Source organism: Caulobacter sp. KR2-114 (assembly GCF_049446115.1).
In the GTDB taxonomy this organism is placed as follows: domain Bacteria; phylum Pseudomonadota; class Alphaproteobacteria; order Caulobacterales; family Caulobacteraceae; genus Acaudatibacter.
This window is the reverse complement of record NZ_JBMSEC010000005.1, coordinates 288,820-306,501: the sequence shown is the minus strand read 5'-3', so window position 1 is coordinate 306,501 and position 17,682 is coordinate 288,820. Positions and strand designations below refer to the sequence as shown.

20 protein-coding genes are annotated in these 17,682 nt (G+C 67.6%); 13 read left to right on the top strand and 7 right to left on the bottom strand.

Annotation, left to right across the window (positions count from 1 at the left end; all coding sequences use genetic code 11):
* Positions 1–194: 194 nt before the first annotated feature.
* Positions 195–842, top strand: a complete 648-nt coding sequence (locus ACO2Q3_RS19130; RefSeq protein WP_423309472.1) for a winged helix-turn-helix domain-containing protein — start codon at positions 195–197, stop codon at positions 840–842.
* 66 nt (positions 843–908) lie between these two features.
* Here the strand turns inward: ACO2Q3_RS19130 and ACO2Q3_RS19125 are convergent, their stop codons facing one another.
* Positions 909–1,775 carry an alpha/beta fold hydrolase gene (locus tag ACO2Q3_RS19125; RefSeq protein ID WP_423309470.1) on the bottom strand — a complete coding sequence of 289 codons (867 nt, stop codon included), beginning with the start codon at positions 1,773–1,775 and terminating at the stop codon, positions 909–911.
* 71 nt (positions 1,776–1,846) lie between these two features.
* Between ACO2Q3_RS19125 and ACO2Q3_RS19120 the strand changes: the two genes are divergently transcribed.
* Complete coding sequence (locus tag ACO2Q3_RS19120; protein ID WP_423309468.1) at positions 1,847–2,437, top strand: TetR/AcrR family transcriptional regulator; 591 nt, start codon at positions 1,847–1,849, stop codon at positions 2,435–2,437.
* Positions 2,438–2,599: 162 nt separating this feature from the next.
* On the opposite strand, the gene ACO2Q3_RS19115 is transcribed toward ACO2Q3_RS19120, so the two are convergent.
* The 4 genes from ACO2Q3_RS19115 to ACO2Q3_RS19100 all read right to left on the bottom strand — a co-directional run bounded on the left by ACO2Q3_RS19115 (position 2,600) and on the right by ACO2Q3_RS19100 (position 5,109).
* The gene (locus tag ACO2Q3_RS19115) at positions 2,600–3,382 is read right to left on the bottom strand and encodes an HAD family hydrolase (RefSeq protein WP_423309736.1); all 783 of its coding nucleotides are present in this window, start codon (positions 3,380–3,382) and stop codon (positions 2,600–2,602) included.
* A 194-nt stretch (positions 3,383–3,576) separates the two neighbouring features.
* Positions 3,577–4,248 (bottom strand): HAD family hydrolase, encoded by a 672-nt coding sequence (locus ACO2Q3_RS19110; protein ID WP_423309466.1) that lies wholly within the window; start codon positions 4,246–4,248, stop codon positions 3,577–3,579.
* A 144-nt stretch (positions 4,249–4,392) separates the two neighbouring features.
* Positions 4,393–4,713, bottom strand: a complete 321-nt coding sequence (locus ACO2Q3_RS19105) for a hypothetical protein (protein WP_423309464.1) — start codon at positions 4,711–4,713, stop codon at positions 4,393–4,395.
* A 6-nt stretch (positions 4,714–4,719) separates the two neighbouring features.
* Positions 4,720–5,109, bottom strand: coding sequence for a hypothetical protein (locus tag ACO2Q3_RS19100; protein WP_423309462.1), 390 nt, complete (start codon positions 5,107–5,109; stop codon positions 4,720–4,722).
* Between the two features lie 162 nt (positions 5,110–5,271).
* Between ACO2Q3_RS19100 and ACO2Q3_RS19095 the strand changes: the two genes are divergently transcribed.
* The 8 genes from ACO2Q3_RS19095 to virB11 are packed head-to-tail and all read left to right on the top strand — an operon-like array spanning position 5,272 to position 13,048.
* Positions 5,272–5,589 carry a TrbC/VirB2 family protein gene (locus ACO2Q3_RS19095; protein WP_423309461.1) on the top strand — a complete coding sequence of 106 codons (318 nt, stop codon included), beginning with the start codon at positions 5,272–5,274 and terminating at the stop codon, positions 5,587–5,589.
* A 4-nt stretch (positions 5,590–5,593) separates the two neighbouring features.
* Positions 5,594–5,878 (top strand): type IV secretion system protein VirB3, encoded by a 285-nt coding sequence (locus ACO2Q3_RS19090; RefSeq protein ID WP_423309460.1) that lies wholly within the window; start codon positions 5,594–5,596, stop codon positions 5,876–5,878.
* Complete coding sequence (locus ACO2Q3_RS19085; protein ID WP_423309458.1) at positions 5,857–8,265, top strand: VirB4 family type IV secretion/conjugal transfer ATPase; 2,409 nt, start codon at positions 5,857–5,859, stop codon at positions 8,263–8,265. Before ACO2Q3_RS19090 ends, ACO2Q3_RS19085 begins: the two co-directional genes overlap by 22 nt.
* Positions 8,265–9,497, top strand: coding sequence for a type IV secretion system protein (locus ACO2Q3_RS19080; protein WP_423309456.1), 1,233 nt, complete (start codon positions 8,265–8,267; stop codon positions 9,495–9,497). Before ACO2Q3_RS19085 ends, ACO2Q3_RS19080 begins: the two co-directional genes overlap by 1 nt.
* Entirely contained in the window at positions 9,494–10,294 is an 801-nt protein-coding gene (locus ACO2Q3_RS19075) for a virB8 family protein (RefSeq protein ID WP_423309454.1), read from the top strand. Before ACO2Q3_RS19080 ends, ACO2Q3_RS19075 begins: the two co-directional genes overlap by 4 nt.
* Positions 10,291–10,986 (top strand): TrbG/VirB9 family P-type conjugative transfer protein, encoded by a 696-nt coding sequence (locus ACO2Q3_RS19070; RefSeq protein ID WP_423309452.1) that lies wholly within the window; start codon positions 10,291–10,293, stop codon positions 10,984–10,986. Before ACO2Q3_RS19075 ends, ACO2Q3_RS19070 begins: the two co-directional genes overlap by 4 nt.
* Positions 10,983–12,071 (top strand): TrbI/VirB10 family protein, encoded by a 1,089-nt coding sequence (locus ACO2Q3_RS19065; RefSeq protein WP_423309450.1) that lies wholly within the window; start codon positions 10,983–10,985, stop codon positions 12,069–12,071. The genes ACO2Q3_RS19070 and ACO2Q3_RS19065 overlap by 4 nt, the downstream gene beginning before the upstream one ends.
* Entirely contained in the window at positions 12,068–13,048 is a 981-nt protein-coding gene (gene virB11 / locus ACO2Q3_RS19060) for a P-type DNA transfer ATPase VirB11 (protein WP_423309448.1), read from the top strand. Before ACO2Q3_RS19065 ends, virB11 begins: the two co-directional genes overlap by 4 nt.
* Positions 13,049–13,221: 173 nt before the next feature.
* Here virB11 and ACO2Q3_RS19055 read toward each other — a convergent pair whose 3' ends face one another.
* On the bottom strand, positions 13,222–13,596 hold the full coding sequence (locus ACO2Q3_RS19055) for a hypothetical protein (RefSeq protein ID WP_423309446.1): 375 nt from the start codon (positions 13,594–13,596) through the stop codon (positions 13,222–13,224).
* Positions 13,597–13,841: 245 nt separating this feature from the next.
* Here ACO2Q3_RS19055 and ACO2Q3_RS19050 point away from each other — a divergent pair, with 245 nt between their 5' ends.
* The 3 genes from ACO2Q3_RS19050 to ACO2Q3_RS19040 all read left to right on the top strand — a co-directional run bounded on the left by ACO2Q3_RS19050 (position 13,842) and on the right by ACO2Q3_RS19040 (position 16,837).
* On the top strand, positions 13,842–14,375 hold the full coding sequence (locus ACO2Q3_RS19050) for a nitroreductase family protein (protein ID WP_423309444.1): 534 nt from the start codon (positions 13,842–13,844) through the stop codon (positions 14,373–14,375).
* 486 nt (positions 14,376–14,861) lie between these two features.
* On the top strand, positions 14,862–16,172 hold the full coding sequence (locus tag ACO2Q3_RS19045) for a tyrosine-type recombinase/integrase (RefSeq protein ID WP_423309442.1): 1,311 nt from the start codon (positions 14,862–14,864) through the stop codon (positions 16,170–16,172).
* Positions 16,173–16,381: 209 nt separating this feature from the next.
* Positions 16,382–16,837: a GNAT family acetyltransferase gene (locus tag ACO2Q3_RS19040; RefSeq protein ID WP_423309440.1), complete on the top strand. Its 456-nt coding sequence runs from the start codon at positions 16,382–16,384 to the stop codon at positions 16,835–16,837.
* A gap of 108 nt (positions 16,838–16,945) precedes the next feature.
* Here the strand turns inward: ACO2Q3_RS19040 and ACO2Q3_RS19035 are convergent, their stop codons facing one another.
* Positions 16,946–17,473, bottom strand: coding sequence for a MucR family transcriptional regulator (locus ACO2Q3_RS19035; RefSeq protein WP_423309735.1), 528 nt, complete (start codon positions 17,471–17,473; stop codon positions 16,946–16,948).
* Between the last annotated feature and the right edge of the window lie 209 nt (positions 17,474–17,682).

The following is a 17,682-nucleotide window of genomic DNA, read 5'->3' as shown; positions in this document are numbered from 1 at the left end:
GATTTCGCTGGCGCGCCGAACCGGTAGCTTCCGAGAACTATTCCTACGCTATGGCGCTATAACGCTCGATTTCCCGCATCTGCTCGGGCTTTGAACGCGGATTAGGCTTTGGAAGGTCTGGCTGGCGTTCGCTAGCCCCGAAAACGCTTTCCCCGTGACGGGACACAGCAGACCTTTCATCTTAGCATTGTCACATGGGCGCCGACGCCAACCAGCGGCCGTTCACCTTTGGGGACTGGGAGGTCCATCCCTCGCGCGGCCTGCTTACAGGCTGCGAAGGCGAAAGCGTGCGGCTGGAACCACGGCTTATGGACCTGCTACTCCTGTTTGCAGGCTCTGGCGGACGCGTGCTTGCCAAGGACGAAATCGCAGCCGCCACCTGGGGCGACCGCGCCATCGGCGACGACACCCTGGCCGCCGCCCTCAGCGGTCTGCGCCGCGCCCTCCGCGCCACGCCGGAGCAACGCTACATCGAGACCATCGCAAAGCGCGGCTATCGCGCCGTCGCCGGGCAGGCGTCGCTGGAGCCGGCTTTGCCCAGCGCTGCCGAGGGACCAGCACAAGCCGCCGCACTGGTGGCGCGGGGCCGACAGGCGCTGGCCTCGCCAACGCTAGCCAGCTTGGTTCAGGCGCGTCTTTGCTTCGAGGCGGCGATGGAGAAGGCCCCTGGCTGGTCGCCCGCTCACCAGCTGAACTGCAGCTGTCCCTCACCTTCCGACATCCCAACATCGCTGGCGTGCACTTGGCGGCTCCGTCGCAGCCCCGCAAGCCACGTCGCGCTTTGGCGTAGGTCGGCCGAACCGGTCTCTTCTGAGAACTATTCCTACGACATGGTCCTCTAGAGTGCGGAAATCAGCCAGTCGCAAGCATGCAGCCAAGCGGCGCGAGCGGGGAACTCGCACCGGACTTCAAGCATGAGGTCCCCCGTCTACAGGCAGTCGAAGCAAGATCACGTCCCATGCAAGGGCGCCAAGTTCTCGGTCGGCGCCAGGTGTGCCGCCCCAGGCGCGTTCTGGCGGCGCCGGGCGCTGGGTCTCGCCCGGGAAGACCGGGCTGTGGCCGGCGTCCGGGTGCTCGACCAGGGTGGCGGTTCGTCCGTGCAACTCCAGCCTCTCTATGATCCGGCGCGCCGCAGTGTCGGAGGGCCAGAGTGCGTCGGCCTTTCCGGCCACCAGGATGATCTCGGCCCGGACATCCTCCACCGGGATAGCGGCCGCTGGCAGATCGTCCGCAAAGGTCCGAAGGCTGAGCTCGTACATCGGCCGAAAGATTGGATCGCGCGTGCCGAACGGCGGCCAGGCACGGGGATCCCAGGTCACGAATGGCAACGGCGTGCCGGCCCAGGTGAAGGACGAACGGGGCGGCCACGCGGAACCGTCTAGCCCTGGCCCGTTATTTTGCCACACCTCGGCCGACGGACTGATCGCGATCACCTGTCCCACGCGTGGGTCTCGAACCGCGGCCAGCAGAGCGGCCGTGGCGCCGAATGATGTGCCGAGAAGCACGATACGGTCGCAACCTTCGGCTTGTAGGCGGTCGACACCGCGAACAAAGGTCTCCAGCGGCACAAGGTTGATGCCAGGCGGCTGCCCCTCACCGCCCCACCAGCGGAGTGCGAGCGTCGTGGCGCCCAGCGCGGAAAATCGCTCCGCCCGCTCTAGATCGACCCTGCCGCTAGAGCCGGTGAGCACCATGACGCCCAAGCCGTTGGGCGTATCCGGACGCACCAAGGCGCCCTGCACGTCGCCGCTCGCTAGCCGTTCGATTGAAGACATTTTGAGGATCCCCGTTCGCCCAAAGGATAATATGCACTGTGTATAAAATGCATGCCGTGTATTTTTTCGCAATGACCGAAAGCGAAGGCACAGGACGGCGTCGGCGAGGCGGAAAGCGCGACCGGACGCGGTCGGCACTTATCACCGCCGCCGGCGACTTGATCCGCGATCACGGGTACGAGGCGGCGACGTTGGAAGCTATCGCCGCCCGGGCCGGCATGACCCGCGGCGCGATCTACGGAAACTTCACCAATCGCGACGACCTGTTCGCCGAGGTCGTGCTCGAACGCTGGACGCCGGTGACGCCCGAGTACCTGCCCGGATCCAGCTTTCGAGAACACATGGCGCGGCTGGCGCGCGCCTATTTCGCCGCGGCGCGCGAGCGGGCGCCGGCTGTTCATGCTGCGTCCTTCCAGCTGCAGGTCCGCCGTCACGAGGCTCTAAGGCGCCGGTTGGCCATTCAGGGCCGCGAGATTATCGAGAGCACGGCTCGGGAATTGCTCAGCCTCTACCCAGCGGCAGAGCTGCCAGTGCCCGCGGTCCCGCTGATCAAGGCGCTGGCGGCGTTGGGCGAGGGCCTGATGGCCGCTTATTTCGCCGATCCCGAATACTATCCGGAAGAAGTCTTCGTGATGGCATTTGAAGCGCTCGCTGGGAGATGAAGCTACCGGGGGCCAATCAGGTGCGGGCGAGCGGTCGCGTCGCGAATTCGGCTACCGGCGCGCAGTTTGGCGTAGGTGTGCCGAACCGGTCACTTCCGAGAACTATTCCTACGCTTCGGCGCTCTAAAGTGCAGGAATGGATCAGGAAGCCAGGAAGCGGACCTAGGCAAGCAGTCGTTCAATCACCACTGCCACACCGTCCTCATCATTCGACGAGGTGATCTCGCTCACAGTGGCGAGGACCTCGGGATGGGCGTTCGCCACACCCACGGAGTGACCGGCAAAGGCCAACATTTCGAGGTCGTTGGGCATGTCGCCGAAGGCCACGACATGGCTCGCGCAGATTCCGAGGCTCGTGCAGAGCGCCTCCAATCCGCTGGCTTTGGTAACGCCTGCCGGAGCGAGTTCGACAATCGGCAGGCCGGAGTGGCTCAGGTGGGCTCTACCGTCAACGTGCGTCGCGACCAGAGCCGCGAGGCGTTCGGCGTCGTGCGAGGGGTGGTGCGCGATAATCTTCGTGACCGGTTCTTCAACCAGGGCCAGGGCGCACGGGACCCGCGTCACCGGCCCGGCGTACCATTCGTCCCAATACGGCGGGAAGTGGTGCTCCTGGGAAAAGTCGCCCAAGTTCTGAACGGCAAAGGCGAGGCCGGGTATCCGCTCGCGAAGCTCCGTGATCAGCGTGTGACCGAACCGCGCGGGGAAGGTGCGATGTTCCCGGACGCGGCGCAGCGCGAGATCGTAGATCACTGCGCCATTGCAGCAGACCGCGACGCCCGGCAGCTCCATTTGGTCGGACAACGTCACAACGCTCTCTGGGGGCCGGGCGGTGACGAAGGCGATCGCTACGCCGGCCTCGTGCGCCACCTTCAAGGCCGCTCTGGTCCTCCCTGACACGCTTCCGTCAGATCGGAGCAGGGTCCCGTCTAAGTCTGTGGCAATCATTTCAGGTCGCATAGGATCTCCGAAGACGCCAATCCCAGCTTGAGTGCACATTCGTCGACTGCAACCGCGCCGGTCAACGGCAGCGACGGTTTGAACCGATCAATCGCGCGATGTCCGAAACCCGCAGTCCGGAAAGGACCGCAGAGCGATCTCCGTGATGAAGCCCTGTGGCGAAGCGCAGGTCAGACCGGAGCCTAAGTAAGTTGTCTGAGGCCGCTCAGCGTGGTCAGAAACGACGTGTCCGGCCACGGCTTGAAATCTACCCGCGTCGCATGGCCGGTCAATACAGCGGCGAAGGGCATTTCGGCTCCCGCCGCGGCCTCCGCGTCAATGGGGTGATCTCCGACGTAGAGACTATCGGGAGCGGAGGCGTGTAACCGGCCAAGGGCCGTCAGCAATCCCTCCGGATGAGGCTTTTGATTTGTCACGTCCTCATAGCCGACGATTGCGTCGATGCCTTCGAGCAATCCGTCCCGCGCGAGGATCGCCTCGATCCTGTACCGAAATTTGGTCGAGACAATCGCGGTCGTGACGCCTGCTGATTTGAGCGCGCGCACCGTTTCGGCCGTGTCAGGGAATAGCGTTGTCAGTTCGACCATCTTCGCGTCCGCTCGCGCTACAAAGTGGTCAGAGAACGCCCGGATCAGTGACGCGTCGGTCAGGCTGGTAAGCATGGCGAGCGTCGTTGAGAGGCTTTGGCCGATCGTCGCCCGGATCGCAGCTGAACCGGCCATCGGCAGCGCCATCTGATCAAGTGCATAGTTCACGCACTCGATTGTGCCCAAGCTTGATTCCGCGAGCGTGAGATCGAAGTCAAATATGACTGTCTTGGGGATGGTCAGCCTCGCATTCTCATGGACGTTCATCCGGGGAGCTCCGAGGAAGTGGGTGTGTCGCAACCCCAGCTTCGTTCAGACGGCCCCCGGGTGGACAACCTTCGTAGCTTCGACAGCTAGACGCCTGAGGCCTCGGTCTTCAATCGGCCGCCCGCCCGCAACCAACAAGGCGGGTTAGCGGTCGGAGCCCCGCTCGGCGCGAAGTTTCATCTTTGCCCCCTTAAGAAGATCAAAAATGAACAGGAAGACGTAGGCCAGCAACGAAGCGAACGCGAGCACCTCGACAACCGGCTCTTGCTTCCAGACCAACGCGTCTGCGGCAATCGCCCCGACGAACGCGATCGCGAAGACCACGCGACGCGGGCGGCCGGCGCGGACAGCTTGGTAGTATTCCTCGCGCGTGGATGAAAAGGCCCTCGCCCCATAGAGATGGAAATAGAACGGGAAAGCCCATTCGCATATCGCGATGAGCGCCGCGGCAACACCAACGCTCAACACGGCTTAATACCCACACATCGAATCTACGCCTTTGCCCAACACGAAACTTAAGCCCTTGCGGGAAAGATTCACCGCCCCAGGAAGGACTTTCGAGGCGACACCCGATCCTTGACCAATCGCGATCCCGATCGCGCCAAGGGTCGCGTGCTGAGGGCGGCCAGCCAGGAGATTAGCCCCCACCGAGACAGCAGACGATCCCAAGTTCACGAGCTCGGCGACGCCGGCCACGGCCACCACCGGAACATCGAACGGACCGGTGGGCGCTCCGGCCAGGGCAAGGGCCCCAGCGCCCATCGCGGTCAGATCAGCGCCCGTGCTGACCTTGTCGGCCGTGTCGGCGATGGCCGCCCAGGCCTTGCCCCAGCGCATAGTCGGGTGTCGGATGAAGCCCACCGTGACTATCCTTCATGAGCCGAATCCGAAGTCGAGACCCTTGTACCGCTCGGGAAAGACGCTACCGTTGAAAGTGGATGATCCGCCTTTCAACCGTCAACTGCATTGAGTAATCCTGGGCGCTGGCGGTCGCGCGGACGCAGGGGATCTGGGAGTAAGGCGGTGAAGCGTAACAATCATTCCATCGCGGCCCTGGCCGCCGCACTCACCGCGACCGCCGCCTCGGCCCACGCCCAGACCTATGCCGACCCCGCCGGCTCCGGCGCCATCGTCGGCGCCCTGCGCTGGATCCAGGGAACGCTGCTGGGCACCGCAGCGACGGTGGTGGCGGTGATCGCCGTGGCGGTAGTGGGGTATATGATGCTGACCGGGCGGATGAACTGGCGGTATGGGGCGACGGTGATCCTTGGCTGCTTCATCCTGTTCGGCGCCGCCAGCATCGTCGGCGGCATCCAGGCGGCCGCCCAGACGGGCTACTGACCCCGTGAGCCACCTGGATCGCGACACCCTGTTCGTGGGCCTGACCCGCCCGCAGATGCTGGCGGGGGTGACCTACAGCTTCGTGATTATCAACGCGGTGGTCACCACCGAGCTCTTCCTGATGCTCAAGACCCCCTGGGTGCTGGCCGGCGCGCTGGCGCTGCACGGGGTCGGCTGGCTGGCCTGCCTGCGCGAGCCCAGGATCTTCGACATCTGGCTGATCAAGATGTCGCGCTGCGGCCGCGTACGAACCTGGTCGATCTGGCGATGCAACTCCTACCGGGCCTGAACCTGGCGCACCCGACCCTCTCGCCGCTGAGCGCCGATCCGGAGGCGTGGCGGCGCGAGCCGACGGTGGGGAGCAAGCTGCCCTACAGGGCCCAGGTCGACGACCACACCATCCTGCTGGCCGATGGCCGGCTGATGCAGACCCTACACCTGGAAGGCCTGCTGTTCGAGACCGCCGACACCGACGAACTGAACTATCGCAAGGACCTGCGCGACGCGACGCTCAGGGCGCTGGGCTCCTCCCGGTTCGCCCTCTACCACCATGTGGTCCGCCGGCGGGTCAGCCTGGGCGGGGAGGACGACTTTCCCGATCCGTTCAGCCGCCAACTGGACGCCGCCTGGACCGCCCGGCTGCAGGCCAAGGAGCTGTTCCGCAACGATCTGTTCCTGACCATCGTCCGCCGGCCGCTGCAGGGCCGGGCTGGCCTGGCGGAGGCCGTGCTGAAGCTGCTGGAGCCCCGGCGCCAGGATGCGGCGGGCCTGGCGGCCGAGCTGCGCGCGCTGGATGCGGCCCGTGACGTGGTGCTGGCGGCGCTGGGGCCTTACGGCGCACGGCTGCTGGGCGTCTACGAGGGGCGCGGCGGCCTCTGCTCGGAGCCGTTGGAGTTCCTCAGCTCTCTCTACAACGGCGAGCTTCGCCCCCGGAAGCTGCCCGAGGCAGACCTCGCCGAGCACGTCGCCTACCGCAGGATCAGCTTCGGCCAGCAGACCATCGAGATGGCGCCGGGCGGCGAACAGGGCCGCGGGTTTACCGGGATCATCTCGATCAAGGACTATCCGGGGCAGTCGACGCCCGGAATGCTGGACGACCTGCTGCGCCTGCCGGTGGAGATGGTGATCAGCCAGAGCTTCGCCTTCGTCGACCGGGCCGCGGCCCTGGGCCGGGTGAACCTGGCGCTCCGCCGGATGCGCGCGGCCGACGACGAGGCCATCAGCCTGCGCCAGGAAATGGGCGACGCGCGCGACGACCTGGCCGCCGGCCGCGCCGCCTTCGGCGAACACCACCTGACCGTCGCCGTGCGCGGCCCCAGAACGGAGCGGGTGAACGAGGGCATTGCCGAGGTGCAGGCCGCGCTGACCGACCTGGGCATGGTCGCGGTGCGCGAGGACCTGGGGCTGGAGCCGGCGTTCTGGGCGCAGTTCCCGGGCAACAACCACTTCATTACCCGCCGCGCCCTGGTGGCCAGCCGCAACTTCGCCAGCATGGCCTCGTGCCACAATTTCGCTCTCGGGCGACCGGACGGCGCCCACTGGGGCCGGGCCGTCGCGGTGCTGGAGACCACCGCTGCGGGCCCCTATTTCTTCAACTTCCACCAGGGCGACCTCGGCAATTTCACCGTCATCGGCCCTTCGGGCTCGGGCAAGACGGTGGTGCTGAACTTCCTGCTGGCGCAGTCCCGCCGCTTCGACCCGCGCATCGTCTTCTTCGACAAGGACCGCGGGGCGGAGCTGTTCCTGCGCGCGATCGGCGGGCGCTACGACGTGCTGCGCCCGGGCGAGCCCTCCGGCCTCAACCCGCTGGCGCTGCCCGACACCCCGGCCAACCGCCGTTTCCTGATCGACTGGGTCTCCACCCTCGCCTCGCCGGGCCGGCCGCTCGACCCGGAGGACGCCGCCCAGGTCGAGGACGCCGTCCATGCCAACTTCACCGCCCCGGCGGCCCTGCGCCGGATGAGCGCCTTCGTCGACCTGTTCCGGGGCGCGCGGCGGCCGTCAGCCGACGATCTCTACGCACGGCTGCGGCCGTGGTGGGGCAGCGGCGAACACGCCTGGCTGTTCGACAACGCCGAAGATCTGGTGGACCCGTCGGCCCAGGTGGTCGGCTTCGACATGACCCGGCTGCTGGACGACCCGGTGATGCGCACGCCGGCGATGATGTACCTGTTCCACCGGGTGGAGGAGCGCCTGGACGGGACCCCGGCCATCATCGTCGTCGACGAGGGCTGGAAGGCGCTGGACGACGCCGTGTTCGTCGAGCGGCTGAAGGATTGGGAAAAGACCATCCGTAAGCGCAACGGCCTGGTGGGCTTCGTCACCCAGAGCGCCGAGGACGCCCTGCAGAGCAAGATCGCCTCGGCGGTGGTCGAGCAGGCCGCCACCCAGATCTTCATGGCCAATCCCAAGGCCCAGGCCGCCGACTATGTGGACGGCTTCGGCCTCACGCCCCACGAATTCGACATCGTCCGCACCCTGCCCGACAGCGAGCATTGCTTCCTGATCAAGCATGGGCGCGACAGCGTCGTCGCCCGGCTGAACCTGCGGGGCGAGACCGACCTGTTGACCATCCTCTCCGGGCGCGAGCGCACCGTGCGGCTGCTGGACGAGATCCGCGCCCGCACAGGCGATGCGCCGGAGGCCTGGATGCCCGCCCTGCTCGAGGTGGCCTGATGGCCCTGGGCTGCAGCGCCGCCGGCACGGAGTCCTCGCTGCTGGCCGACCTTGCCGGCTATGCGGACTGCTCCGCCCACGCCCTCGGCCAGTCCGGGTTCGGCGGCGGCCTGCCGACCGGCCTGCTGACCGCCTGCCTGACCATCTATGTCGCCCTGTTGGGCTACCGGATGCTGCTGGGCGAGGCGTTCGGCGCCCGGGCCATCGTGACCGCGGCCGTCCGCGTGGGGGTGGTGGTCACGTTCTGCCTCAGCTGGTCCACCTTCGAGCAGGTGATCTACCGGGTGGTGATCGACGGCCCCGCCGAAATTGCCGCCGGCGCGCTGAACGGGGCCAGCCCGAGCCTGCAGGAGATCGGCGCTCGCGCTCAGCGCGACTATGAGACGGTGCAGTTCGACCGTGGCAACGGCGCCGCGCCGCTTGCCGCCCCGAACGGCGCGCCTGGTCAGCCGCCGCTCCCGCCCGGCGCCCAGCCGCCGCCGGGGCTGGGCCAGCCCCCCGCCACGCCCGGCCCGCAGACCCTCGGACCAAGGCCCGTCACGGCGGCCGGCGCGGTGTTCCTGGCCTCCGCCGCCGGCGGGCTGATCGCCGTGCGCCTGGCGGCCGGCCTGCTGCTGGCCATCGGCCCGCTGATCATCGCCTTGGGCCTGTTCGACAGCGGCCTGGGCCTGGTCGAAGGCTGGCTGCGCGCCCTGGCGGGGGCGACCCTGGCGTCGGCCGGCCTGCTGGTGACCTCGCTGCTGGAGCTGGATTTCGTCGACGCACGCGTGGCCGTGCCGCCCACCGACATGCTGTCGCCCCAGGGGCTGATGACGATCGGCATCGTGTTCTCGGCGGTGAGCCTGGTGATGATCGCCGCCACCGGCGCGGCCGCCCGCGGCGTGCGCCTTCCTCTGCGGATCGGCGTGGACCATAGGGGCGCCAGCGCCTTCGCGGCCGATGGGCCGGCGTCGATCCCCACGACGGCCAGGCCCTCGGCGGTCGCCGCCGCGCCGGAGCCGGCGTCGCGGGCCCAGTCCATCGCCGACGCCATCGCCGCCCAGTCCCGCCGCGAGCGGATGGCGAGCGTCGGCGCGCCGGAGGGCGGACCTCGCCGAACCGGCCTTTCCAGGCCCGGCCAGGGCGGAAGCGAGACGGACGCCGTCCGGCCGGCTCCGCTGGGCCAGAGCCTGCGCCGCGCGCCCCGCGCGCGCCGTTCCGCCAGCGTCACCCGTAGAGAGAGCCGCCAGTGAGCGACGAACGCGAGGCCTACTACGCCAAGGCCGCCACCTGGGCGTTCGACGAACAGGCCGGCGCCCGCCGGATGCTGCGCCAGACGCGGGTGTTCGCGGCCGTCGCGGCCGTGGTGGCGATCCTGGAGGCCTTAGCCATCCTGATGCTGACGCCGCTGAAGTCTGTGACGGCGGTGCCGATCCTGGTGGACCGGCAGACCGGCTTCGTCGAGGTGCTCAAGCCCGACGGCCGCAAGGAGCTGACCCCCAACGCCGCCCTGACGGAATCCTTCCTGGCCCAGTACGTCATCGCCCGGGAAAGTTTCGATATCGCCAGCATCGCCCGCGACTACCACAAGGTGGCGCTGTGGTCCGGCGGCGGGGCGCGGGACGACTACCTGGCGGCGACGGTGGCGTCCAATCCGCAGAGCCCGTTGAAGCTTTACCCGCGCAGCACCGTGGTCGAGACCCGGGTGAAGAGCATCTCGCCGATCGGCGCCACCACCGCCCTGGTGCGTTTCGAGACGCGCCGCCACGACCAGGACGGCCGCCAGGCGCCGCCGCAGGCCTGGGCGGCGGTGGTCGGCTATCGCTACGTCGATGGGCCGATGTCGGTGGAGGACCGCTTCGTCAACCCGCTGGGCTTCCAGGTGGTCCGCTATCACCGCGACCCCGAGGCCCTGGAGCCCGAGACGCCGGCCGCGCCGGCCGCCGAAGCCCCGGCGCAGACCGCCGCCACCGCTGCGCCCGCGGCCGGCGCCACCGCCGCGCCGGCAGGCCCGTTCGGCGCCGGCTCGGCGCCGAGGCCCCACCCATGAGGCGCCGGACCCTGCTGGCCGCCGCACTCGCCGCCGCGCCCGCCCTGGCGCTGGCGGCGGTCAGCCCGCGCCCGGGCCCGGAGGACCCCCGCATCCAGGTGGTGGAGTACGACCCGCAGCAGGTGGTCACCCTGAAGGTGGCGTTCGGCTATGCCCTGACCTTGGAGTTCGCCCCCGACGAGCGGATCGAGAACGTGGCGGTGGGCGCGAGCAGCGTCTGGCAGATCACCCCCAACAAGAGCGCTGACCACCTGTTCATCAAGGCGCTGCAGGGGGCGGCGGTGACCAACATGACGGTGATCACCGGCGAGCGGAGCTACAACTTCGAACTGATGCCGCTGGTGAACGTCGACCCGTCGGCGCCGTTCGTGGTGCGCTTCATCTATCCGGCCGGGCCCGGCACGCCCGAGCACCTCCCGCCCGCCCCGCCGGCCACCTACCGGTTGAGCGGCGCCAAGGCGCTGCGGCCGACGGACATCAGCGACGACGGCCGCTTCACCACCCTCGCCTGGGCGCCGGGCGCGCCGATCCCGGCGGTCTACGCCCGCGGCCCCGGCGGCCAGGAGGTGCTGGTCAACGGCGCCTTCCGCGACGGCCGCTATGTGATCAGCCAGGTGGCCGACACCCTGATCTTCCGGCTGGGGAACCAGGAGGCCCGCGCCAGCCGCCGCCTGGTCAAGCCGAAGAAATGACCGGCTTTCCTCCCCGTCCCGGGCGGCGCGGGCCGCCGCCGCCGCCCGCGCCGGACGCCGTGGCGCCCGCCGCCGCCGCGGGCGACGCCGTCCGGCCCAACGTCGAGCTGCCCCCGGCCGGCGTGCCGCTGCCGCTGGTGCTGCTGATCTTCGCCGTGCTGGGCGTGGGCCTGTTCGTGGTGCTGAACGGCCATCGCCGCCAGCTGCAGGCCGACGCCGGCCGCCCCGCCCGCCCCTCGCCCGCCGGACAGTTGGCCCAGGCGGAGCCGATCCCGCCGCTGGCGGTGCCGCCGGCCCCGCCGCCGCCCACGCCCGCGCCGCCCCGGCCCCCGGCGCCGCCCAGGATCCAATACGTGATCCGCCCCGGCCCCGCCCCGCCCCCCGTTATCCAGTACGTCGAGCGTCCGTCGCCGGCGCCCCCGCCGCAGCCGCCCGGCCGGGCCGCCGACCCGGCGCTGGTGCTGGACCTCGGCGGCGGCGGACCGACGCCCGCGGCCGACGACACCGCCGCCACGGCCACCGTGCTGCGCAACCGCACCACCCTGGTGCCGGAGGGCACGCTGATCCCGGCGGTGCTGGAGACGCCGATCGATTCCACCCGGCCGGGCCCGGTGCGCGCCCTGACCACCGGCGACACCTGGGGATTTGACGGCTCGCGGGTGCTGATTCCGCGCGGCAGCCGGCTGCTCGGCGACTTCCGCTCCGACCAGCAGGCGGGACAAAAGCGGGTGCTGGTCAGCTGGAACCGACTGGTGCGGCCCGACGGCGTCGCCATCCGGCTGACCTCGCCCTCGGCCGATCCGTTGGGCGGCATCGGCGTGGCCGGCGACGTCAACAACCACATCCTGGCCCGGGCGACCAGCGCCGTGCTGCAGACCGCGCTGGTGGTGGGGACCAACCTGGCGGCCCGCCCAGGCGCCGGCGGGGTGGTGGTCAGCATCCCCAGCCAGACCATCGCCACCGCGGCCCAGCCGCTGATCCCCACCCCGGACACCAAGCCGACCATCAAGGTCCGCGAGGGCGCCGCCATCACCGTGTTCGTCGCCCGCGACCTCGATTTCAGCGGCACGGTCAATCGGCCATGAGCCGGGTCGAGACGGCGAGCTACCTCGACCACTACCTGGGCCCGATCGCGGCCAGCCTGGCCCGCCCGGACGTCACCGACATCTACATCAACCGCCCGGGCGAGCTGTGGCTGGAGACCCTGGGCGGACGCATCGAGCGGGTGCTGGAGCCGGCGCTCAGCGAGGCCTGGCTGTGGCGCCTGGCGCGGCAGATCGCCAGCCACGCGCACCAGGGGATCAGCCGCCGCCACCCGCTGCTGGCCGCCAGCCTGCCGGACGGCTCACGGGTGCAGGTCGCCGCCCCGCCGGCCACCCGCGGCGCCATGGCCTTCGCCTTCCGCCGGCACCTGGCCGCCAGCGTGCCGCTCGAGGCGTACGCCCCCGCCGGCCGGGACGGCGCGCGCCAGGACCCCCTCCGCCAGGGCAGCGGCGGCCGCGAAGACCTGCGCGAGCTGCTCGACCGCGGCGACCACGCCGCCTTTCTGGCCGAGGCCGTGCGCCGGCGGCTGAACATCGTCATCTCCGGCGGCACCTCCGCAGGCAAGACCACCCTGCTCAACAGCCTGCTGGCCGAGATCGCGCCGCACGAGCGGCTGATCTTCATCGAGGACACCCCGGAGCTGCGCCTGCAGCACGCCAACAGCGTCGGCCTGGTGGCCGTGCGCGGGGCGGAGGGCGAGGCGGCGGTCACGCCGGAAGACCTGCTGCAGGCCGCCCTGCGCATGCGCCCCGACCGCATCATGCTGGGCGAGCTGCGCGGCGGCGAGGCCTTCACCTTCCTGCGCGCCATCAACACCGGCCACCCCGGCTCGATCACCACCCTGCACGCCGACAGCCCCGACAAAGCCCTCACCCAGCTGGCGATGATGGCCCTGCAGGCCGGCCTCGGCATCGCCTTCACCGACGTGCGCGAACTGGTGCGCAACATGGTCGACGTGGTGGTGCAAGTCGAGCGGCGCGACGGACGACGGGTGATCGGCGATATACGCCTAGGCTAACCGGCGTTGATTGCGCTCACGCCAAAGTTACAATTGATTCAAGAAGACGTTTCTAGCGCCGGAATTCTCAAGAAACGCACGCGCGCGAGATTTATCCACAAATGCAGTTGTAGAAGGCGGGAGCCGGAAGGCGTCACCGACAAACGTAACCTTAGAATCGTGCCACTCAAGAACTAGCTAGTTGCGTCCACGAGAAGGACCGCCGACGCGACAGAAGAACTATTGCGGGCCTGCCTCACCGTATCGAGCCGCTCGCGGTGGACGTCCGACAGTTGCCCCGCGGGCGAGAGCGCCTCGACCATCACGGACGCGGTAAAGTCCCGGCCGTTCAGCTTCTTGGGACGGTCCTTCTTGATCGCCGTCGGTCCGCCCTTGGCCGCGGACGCCGCCTCGCAGTAGCGCCGCCATCGCCGCGCGAGGATGGCTTCCGACACGGACCACCCCACGACCAGGGCCGCGGCGAACTGGTGGCTGTTGTAGTGGGCGATGCAGTCCTGCAGCAGCGGCAGGAGCTGGAAGGTTTCCTTGCCGAAGCTGGCGACGATCAACGCGAACGTCTGAGCCGAGTTCCGTAGGGCGTTGGCGGGCAAGTAGATCTGGGCGGGGTATCCCAGGATAGCCGGCGCCCACGGTCCGGTTAACTGCATCGCCACAAAACCGAATGCAAACACATTGGTTGCGAGGCCACGCAACCGTGCGCAGGACGTGTCTGGCCTGCAATCCGAGGATGGCGCCAAGAAAGTCTCGGCCTAGAGTGACCGCCGTCACTGCGATTTCAGGGAGTGGGCCTCAGATGGACGTCGTTGAAGCGATCCACACGCGGCGGTCGATCCGAGACTATGCGGCGCGCGCGCTGGACCGCCCGTTGATCGAAGCCCTGATATGGGATGCGGCGCAGGCCCCGCCGCCCTTTGCTGGTCAAGTGCCCTGGACCTTCAACGCGGTGTGCGGCGCAGAGCGCATAGCACGGTACGGGTCGCAGGCTAGGCAGTACGCGCTCGATCACCGCCCTGACGGCGAGGGCCCTTTCTGGGCCGACCGCGAAGAGTTCAAGGTGTTCTGGGATGCTCCGGCCCTCGTGATCATCTCGGGGCGGGTCGAGGACTGCTGTCGGGCGGGACAGTTGCTGGTGCTGTCGGCTCACGCCCGAGGCCTTGGAGCCTGCTGGGTCGGCTCACCGATGCAGTGGCTGCGGACGCCCGAGGCCAAGAGCGAGATCGGCATTCCCGAAGAGGCCGAGCCCGTTTCAGCCATCTGCCTCGGTTACCCCGCCTCCACGCCACCACCACTAGAACGCGGCCGTCCGGCCATCTTCTGGCGGGAGTAGCCGACTATGACTATCGCCCGGGCGCCACGCGCCGGGGGAACGAGCTGTCTGAGACTGCGAGTCTGACGCTCCGCTGTGACATCGCCTTGCTTGCGGACGGTCTGCCGCAGCAGGGACGAATACGGCGGAACGTATGGGCGGTCTTCGCCCATCTCATGCAGCGCTGAGACGAAAAACGCCCCATCCCGCGAATCTATTTTTCCGTATGTTTTCCGTACAAGCTAGCGAATCATCGCTTAACTCTTTGATTTCGCTGGCGCACCCGACACGATTCGAACGTGTGACCTTTGCCTTCGGAGCGTGGCCAGTCGGTATTTTCGATCCTTCGCCAGAGCTCGCGATTCCGCGACAACCTCTTGAATCTAATCAACTTGCCCGTAGCTTCGTTCCGAAGGGAGCACGCCGCGATATCCCGCGACTTGCCCCCAGATGCTTCCGTGGTGCTTCCGCGGAAACGAAGGCAATGGTCGCTGCGGGTAGGCAAAAGTGCGGATTTCCAAACGGTCGATTGATGCGCTGAAGAAGCAGGAAGCGGACTATTTCGTCTGGGACGAAGACCTCCCAGGCTTCGGTGTGCGCGTCTTCGCCTCCGGTCGAAAGAGCTATCTGGTCCAGTACCGAAACCTGCGTCGGACACGCCGCATCACCCTCGGCCTGCACGGCGCGCTGACGCCTGAAGACGCCCGCAAGCTCGCGAAGGCGCACCTGGGTGACATCGCGAAGGGGGGAGATCCCGCCGAGGTGCGTAAGCTCGACCGCGAGGGGATGACGGTCGCCGAACTCTGCGATCGTTACCTGGCCGATGCTGAACTCGGGCTCGTGCCCGGCAAGCGACGGATGCCCAAGAAGGCCTCTACCCTTGCCACCGATCGCAGCCGCATCGACGCCCACATAAAGCCGCTCCTGGGCACGCGCCTCGTGAAGGAAGTGGGGCGGGCGGAAGTCTACGGCTTCCTGCGCGATGTCGCCGCCGGCAAAGCACGCCGCGATCGACGCACGAAGCCGCGCGGCCGATCTATCGTGCGAGGTGGCTTGCCGACTGCCGGACGCACGCTTGGTCTCCTGGGCGGCATCTTCACCTATGCCGTCCGCAACGGGATCGTGGAGACCAATCCGGTCCGGGGCGTGCCCAAGCCGGCGAGCAATGTTCGCCAGCGCCGTCTTACGTCAGAGGAGTACCGCCAACTCGGAAAGATGCTGCGCAAGGCGGAGGCGGACGGTCATAACCCGCTGGCGATCGACATCATCCGCGTTCTCGCCCTCACCGGTTGCCGTCGCGGGGAGATCGAGAAGCTCAAGTGGTCTGAGGTCGATGAGGGGCACGGTTGCCTGCGCCTCGCAGACACTAAGGAAGGGCGCTCGATCCGGCCCGCGGGTCTCGTCGTGTTCGCGCTGCTGAAAGCCCGGAAGCCAGCGAAGCCGCGGGGCTATGTGTTTCCGAGCTCGACGGGCGATGGCCGGTTCGAAGGGCTCTCAAAGGTCTGGGAGAAGGTGGTGAAGCCCAATTTGCCAGACGTGACGCCTCATGTGCTGCGCCATAGCTTCGCCAGCGCCGCGAACGAACTTGGCTACACCGAAGCGACCATCGCCGCGATGCTGGGGCATGCGGCCGGCACGACCACCAGCCGCTATGTTCACGCCCTGGACGGCGCTCTGACGGCTGCCGCGGACCGAGTTTCGCTTCACATCGACGGCCTATTGGGCGCACGAACGGCTGACACGCAGCGTCTCAGCGACATGTTCGCGGCCTGGGCCGAAGCCACAGACAAGTGGTCCTCCGCAGCATCAACGGTCTAGGAAGGATTTCGAGGCGCCGCTGACGACTTCGTCGCGCGCCGGAGTGTTTCGCGTGGCGAGCCGTGCTCGCTGAGCACGCCTCCGACGCACACAAAATCGTACCAGGTATCCCGCTCCGCCATTCTGAGAGGCGGCCGTCTTGACGCGAGTTGCTGGAGCGGTCGGCCCGCCGACGTTAAGGTCGAGTCGGCGATAAAGGAGTTAAAGATATGCCGGCGCTGGACGGTCTCGCGAAGTCCAAGTTTCAAATTCGAGAAATGTGTGACGCCGATTTGACTCAGGTTGTCCCGCTCTGGGAAGAGGCCGGTGTCTCCCGGCCTTGGAACGATCCAGGCACCGATATCGCGTTTGCGAGAAAAAGCCCGCACTCCACCATTCTCGTAGGCGTGGTTGACGACTCCGTAGTCGCGACGGCGATGGTCGGGGAGGATGGCCACAGAGGATGGGTATACTACGTCGCGACATCTCCTCAGCTTCAGAACGCGGGGATAGGGCGCTCCATGATGGTATCAGCGGAGGCGTGGCTTGTTCAACGCGGCATCTGGAAGCTACAGTTGTTAGTGAGGGCTGACAACGAACGTGCCAAGGGTTTTTACGAACGCCTCGGTTACAAAGACACCGGATCGATATGTTTCCAGAAAGTCATCGGAGACGCTGCAAGCTAGGCAGACCGGCGTTTTTTCTCGGCTGAACTTTGAGCCGTGGGTGCACCATTAAGTCTTCCCAATACCGTCGTGGTGCGCGCGGCGCACCCGACTCTTTTGATGATGCTTTTACGTTGTTGGACGGCGGCCACGCCCCTTCAAGGGGCTCGTGCCGAGTCCGCTCCGAAGGGCAACGGCTGACCTTTCGGCCGCGTAGTTCGGAGCGACCATGGGATAGTCTGCCGGTAGACTCCACTTCGACCGATACTGCTCCGGCGTCATTCCGTGCTTTGCCATCAGGTGTCGTCGCAAGGAGCGAAACCGCTGCCCGTCCTCCAGGCAAACAAGGTAGTCTGGCGTCAACGTATCTTCCACCGAGAGCGGAATCGTCGGAAGCGCCGCCGCGGTCGGGGGAGGCGAATCTTGGGACTCTTGGTCGGGCGGGGAGGATGCGGGTGGGGCGACATGCAGCCCGGCCTCTATGTGCGCAGCCGCCTCCTCTGACGGTGAGGACCTTTCGTCACCGTCCAGAGCCGCTCGCACCTCACGCACTAGTCGAGGCAAATCGGCCACCTCGACAGCCCGGCTGTTTAGAAAGGCCACGACGATTTCGGTTGCTTTGCTGGCGGCTAAGTCTGGATCCGTGCGGTGGCCCATATCGATCTCCGAGATCGCTAGAAGCACTTACGTATCATCATCAAGACTTCAGGTCTATCACCCGAGAGTTGCGCGCTGTGGGGGGTTAAATTTGCCCTAGAAGCTTCGCCGACCGACGTTGTCGGAGGTGGCGAGGGTGAAGCTTTTGTGACAACTTCATCGTGTATACTTGAGGCCGGGAATTATCAGCCAGCGGATTGTTCCGCTCC

What these genes read in the sequence shown, in the direction of transcription:
- ACO2Q3_RS19130 (WP_423309472.1), top strand. Translation starts at nt 195, where the DNA reads ATGGGCGCCGACGCCAACCAGCGGCCGTTCACCTTTGGGGACTGGGAG.
- ACO2Q3_RS19125 (WP_423309470.1), bottom strand. Translation starts at nt 1,775, where the DNA reads ATGTCTTCAATCGAACGGCTAGCGAGCGGCGACGTGCAGGGCGCCTTG.
- ACO2Q3_RS19120 (WP_423309468.1), top strand. Translation starts at nt 1,847, where the DNA reads ATGACCGAAAGCGAAGGCACAGGACGGCGTCGGCGAGGCGGAAAGCGC.
- ACO2Q3_RS19115 (WP_423309736.1), bottom strand. Translation starts at nt 3,382, where the DNA reads ATGATTGCCACAGACTTAGACGGGACCCTGCTCCGATCTGACGGAAGC.
- ACO2Q3_RS19110 (WP_423309466.1), bottom strand. Translation starts at nt 4,248, where the DNA reads ATGAACGTCCATGAGAATGCGAGGCTGACCATCCCCAAGACAGTCATA.
- ACO2Q3_RS19085 (WP_423309458.1), top strand. Translation starts at nt 5,857, where the DNA reads ATGCAACTCCTACCGGGCCTGAACCTGGCGCACCCGACCCTCTCGCCG.
- ACO2Q3_RS19080 (WP_423309456.1), top strand. Translation starts at nt 8,265, where the DNA reads ATGGCCCTGGGCTGCAGCGCCGCCGGCACGGAGTCCTCGCTGCTGGCC.
- ACO2Q3_RS19070 (WP_423309452.1), top strand. Translation starts at nt 10,291, where the DNA reads ATGAGGCGCCGGACCCTGCTGGCCGCCGCACTCGCCGCCGCGCCCGCC.
- ACO2Q3_RS19065 (WP_423309450.1), top strand. Translation starts at nt 10,983, where the DNA reads ATGACCGGCTTTCCTCCCCGTCCCGGGCGGCGCGGGCCGCCGCCGCCG.
- virB11 (WP_423309448.1), top strand. Translation starts at nt 12,068, where the DNA reads ATGAGCCGGGTCGAGACGGCGAGCTACCTCGACCACTACCTGGGCCCG.
- ACO2Q3_RS19050 (WP_423309444.1), top strand. Translation starts at nt 13,842, where the DNA reads ATGGACGTCGTTGAAGCGATCCACACGCGGCGGTCGATCCGAGACTAT.
- ACO2Q3_RS19040 (WP_423309440.1), top strand. Translation starts at nt 16,382, where the DNA reads ATGCCGGCGCTGGACGGTCTCGCGAAGTCCAAGTTTCAAATTCGAGAA.
- ACO2Q3_RS19035 (WP_423309735.1), bottom strand. Translation starts at nt 17,473, where the DNA reads ATGGGCCACCGCACGGATCCAGACTTAGCCGCCAGCAAAGCAACCGAA.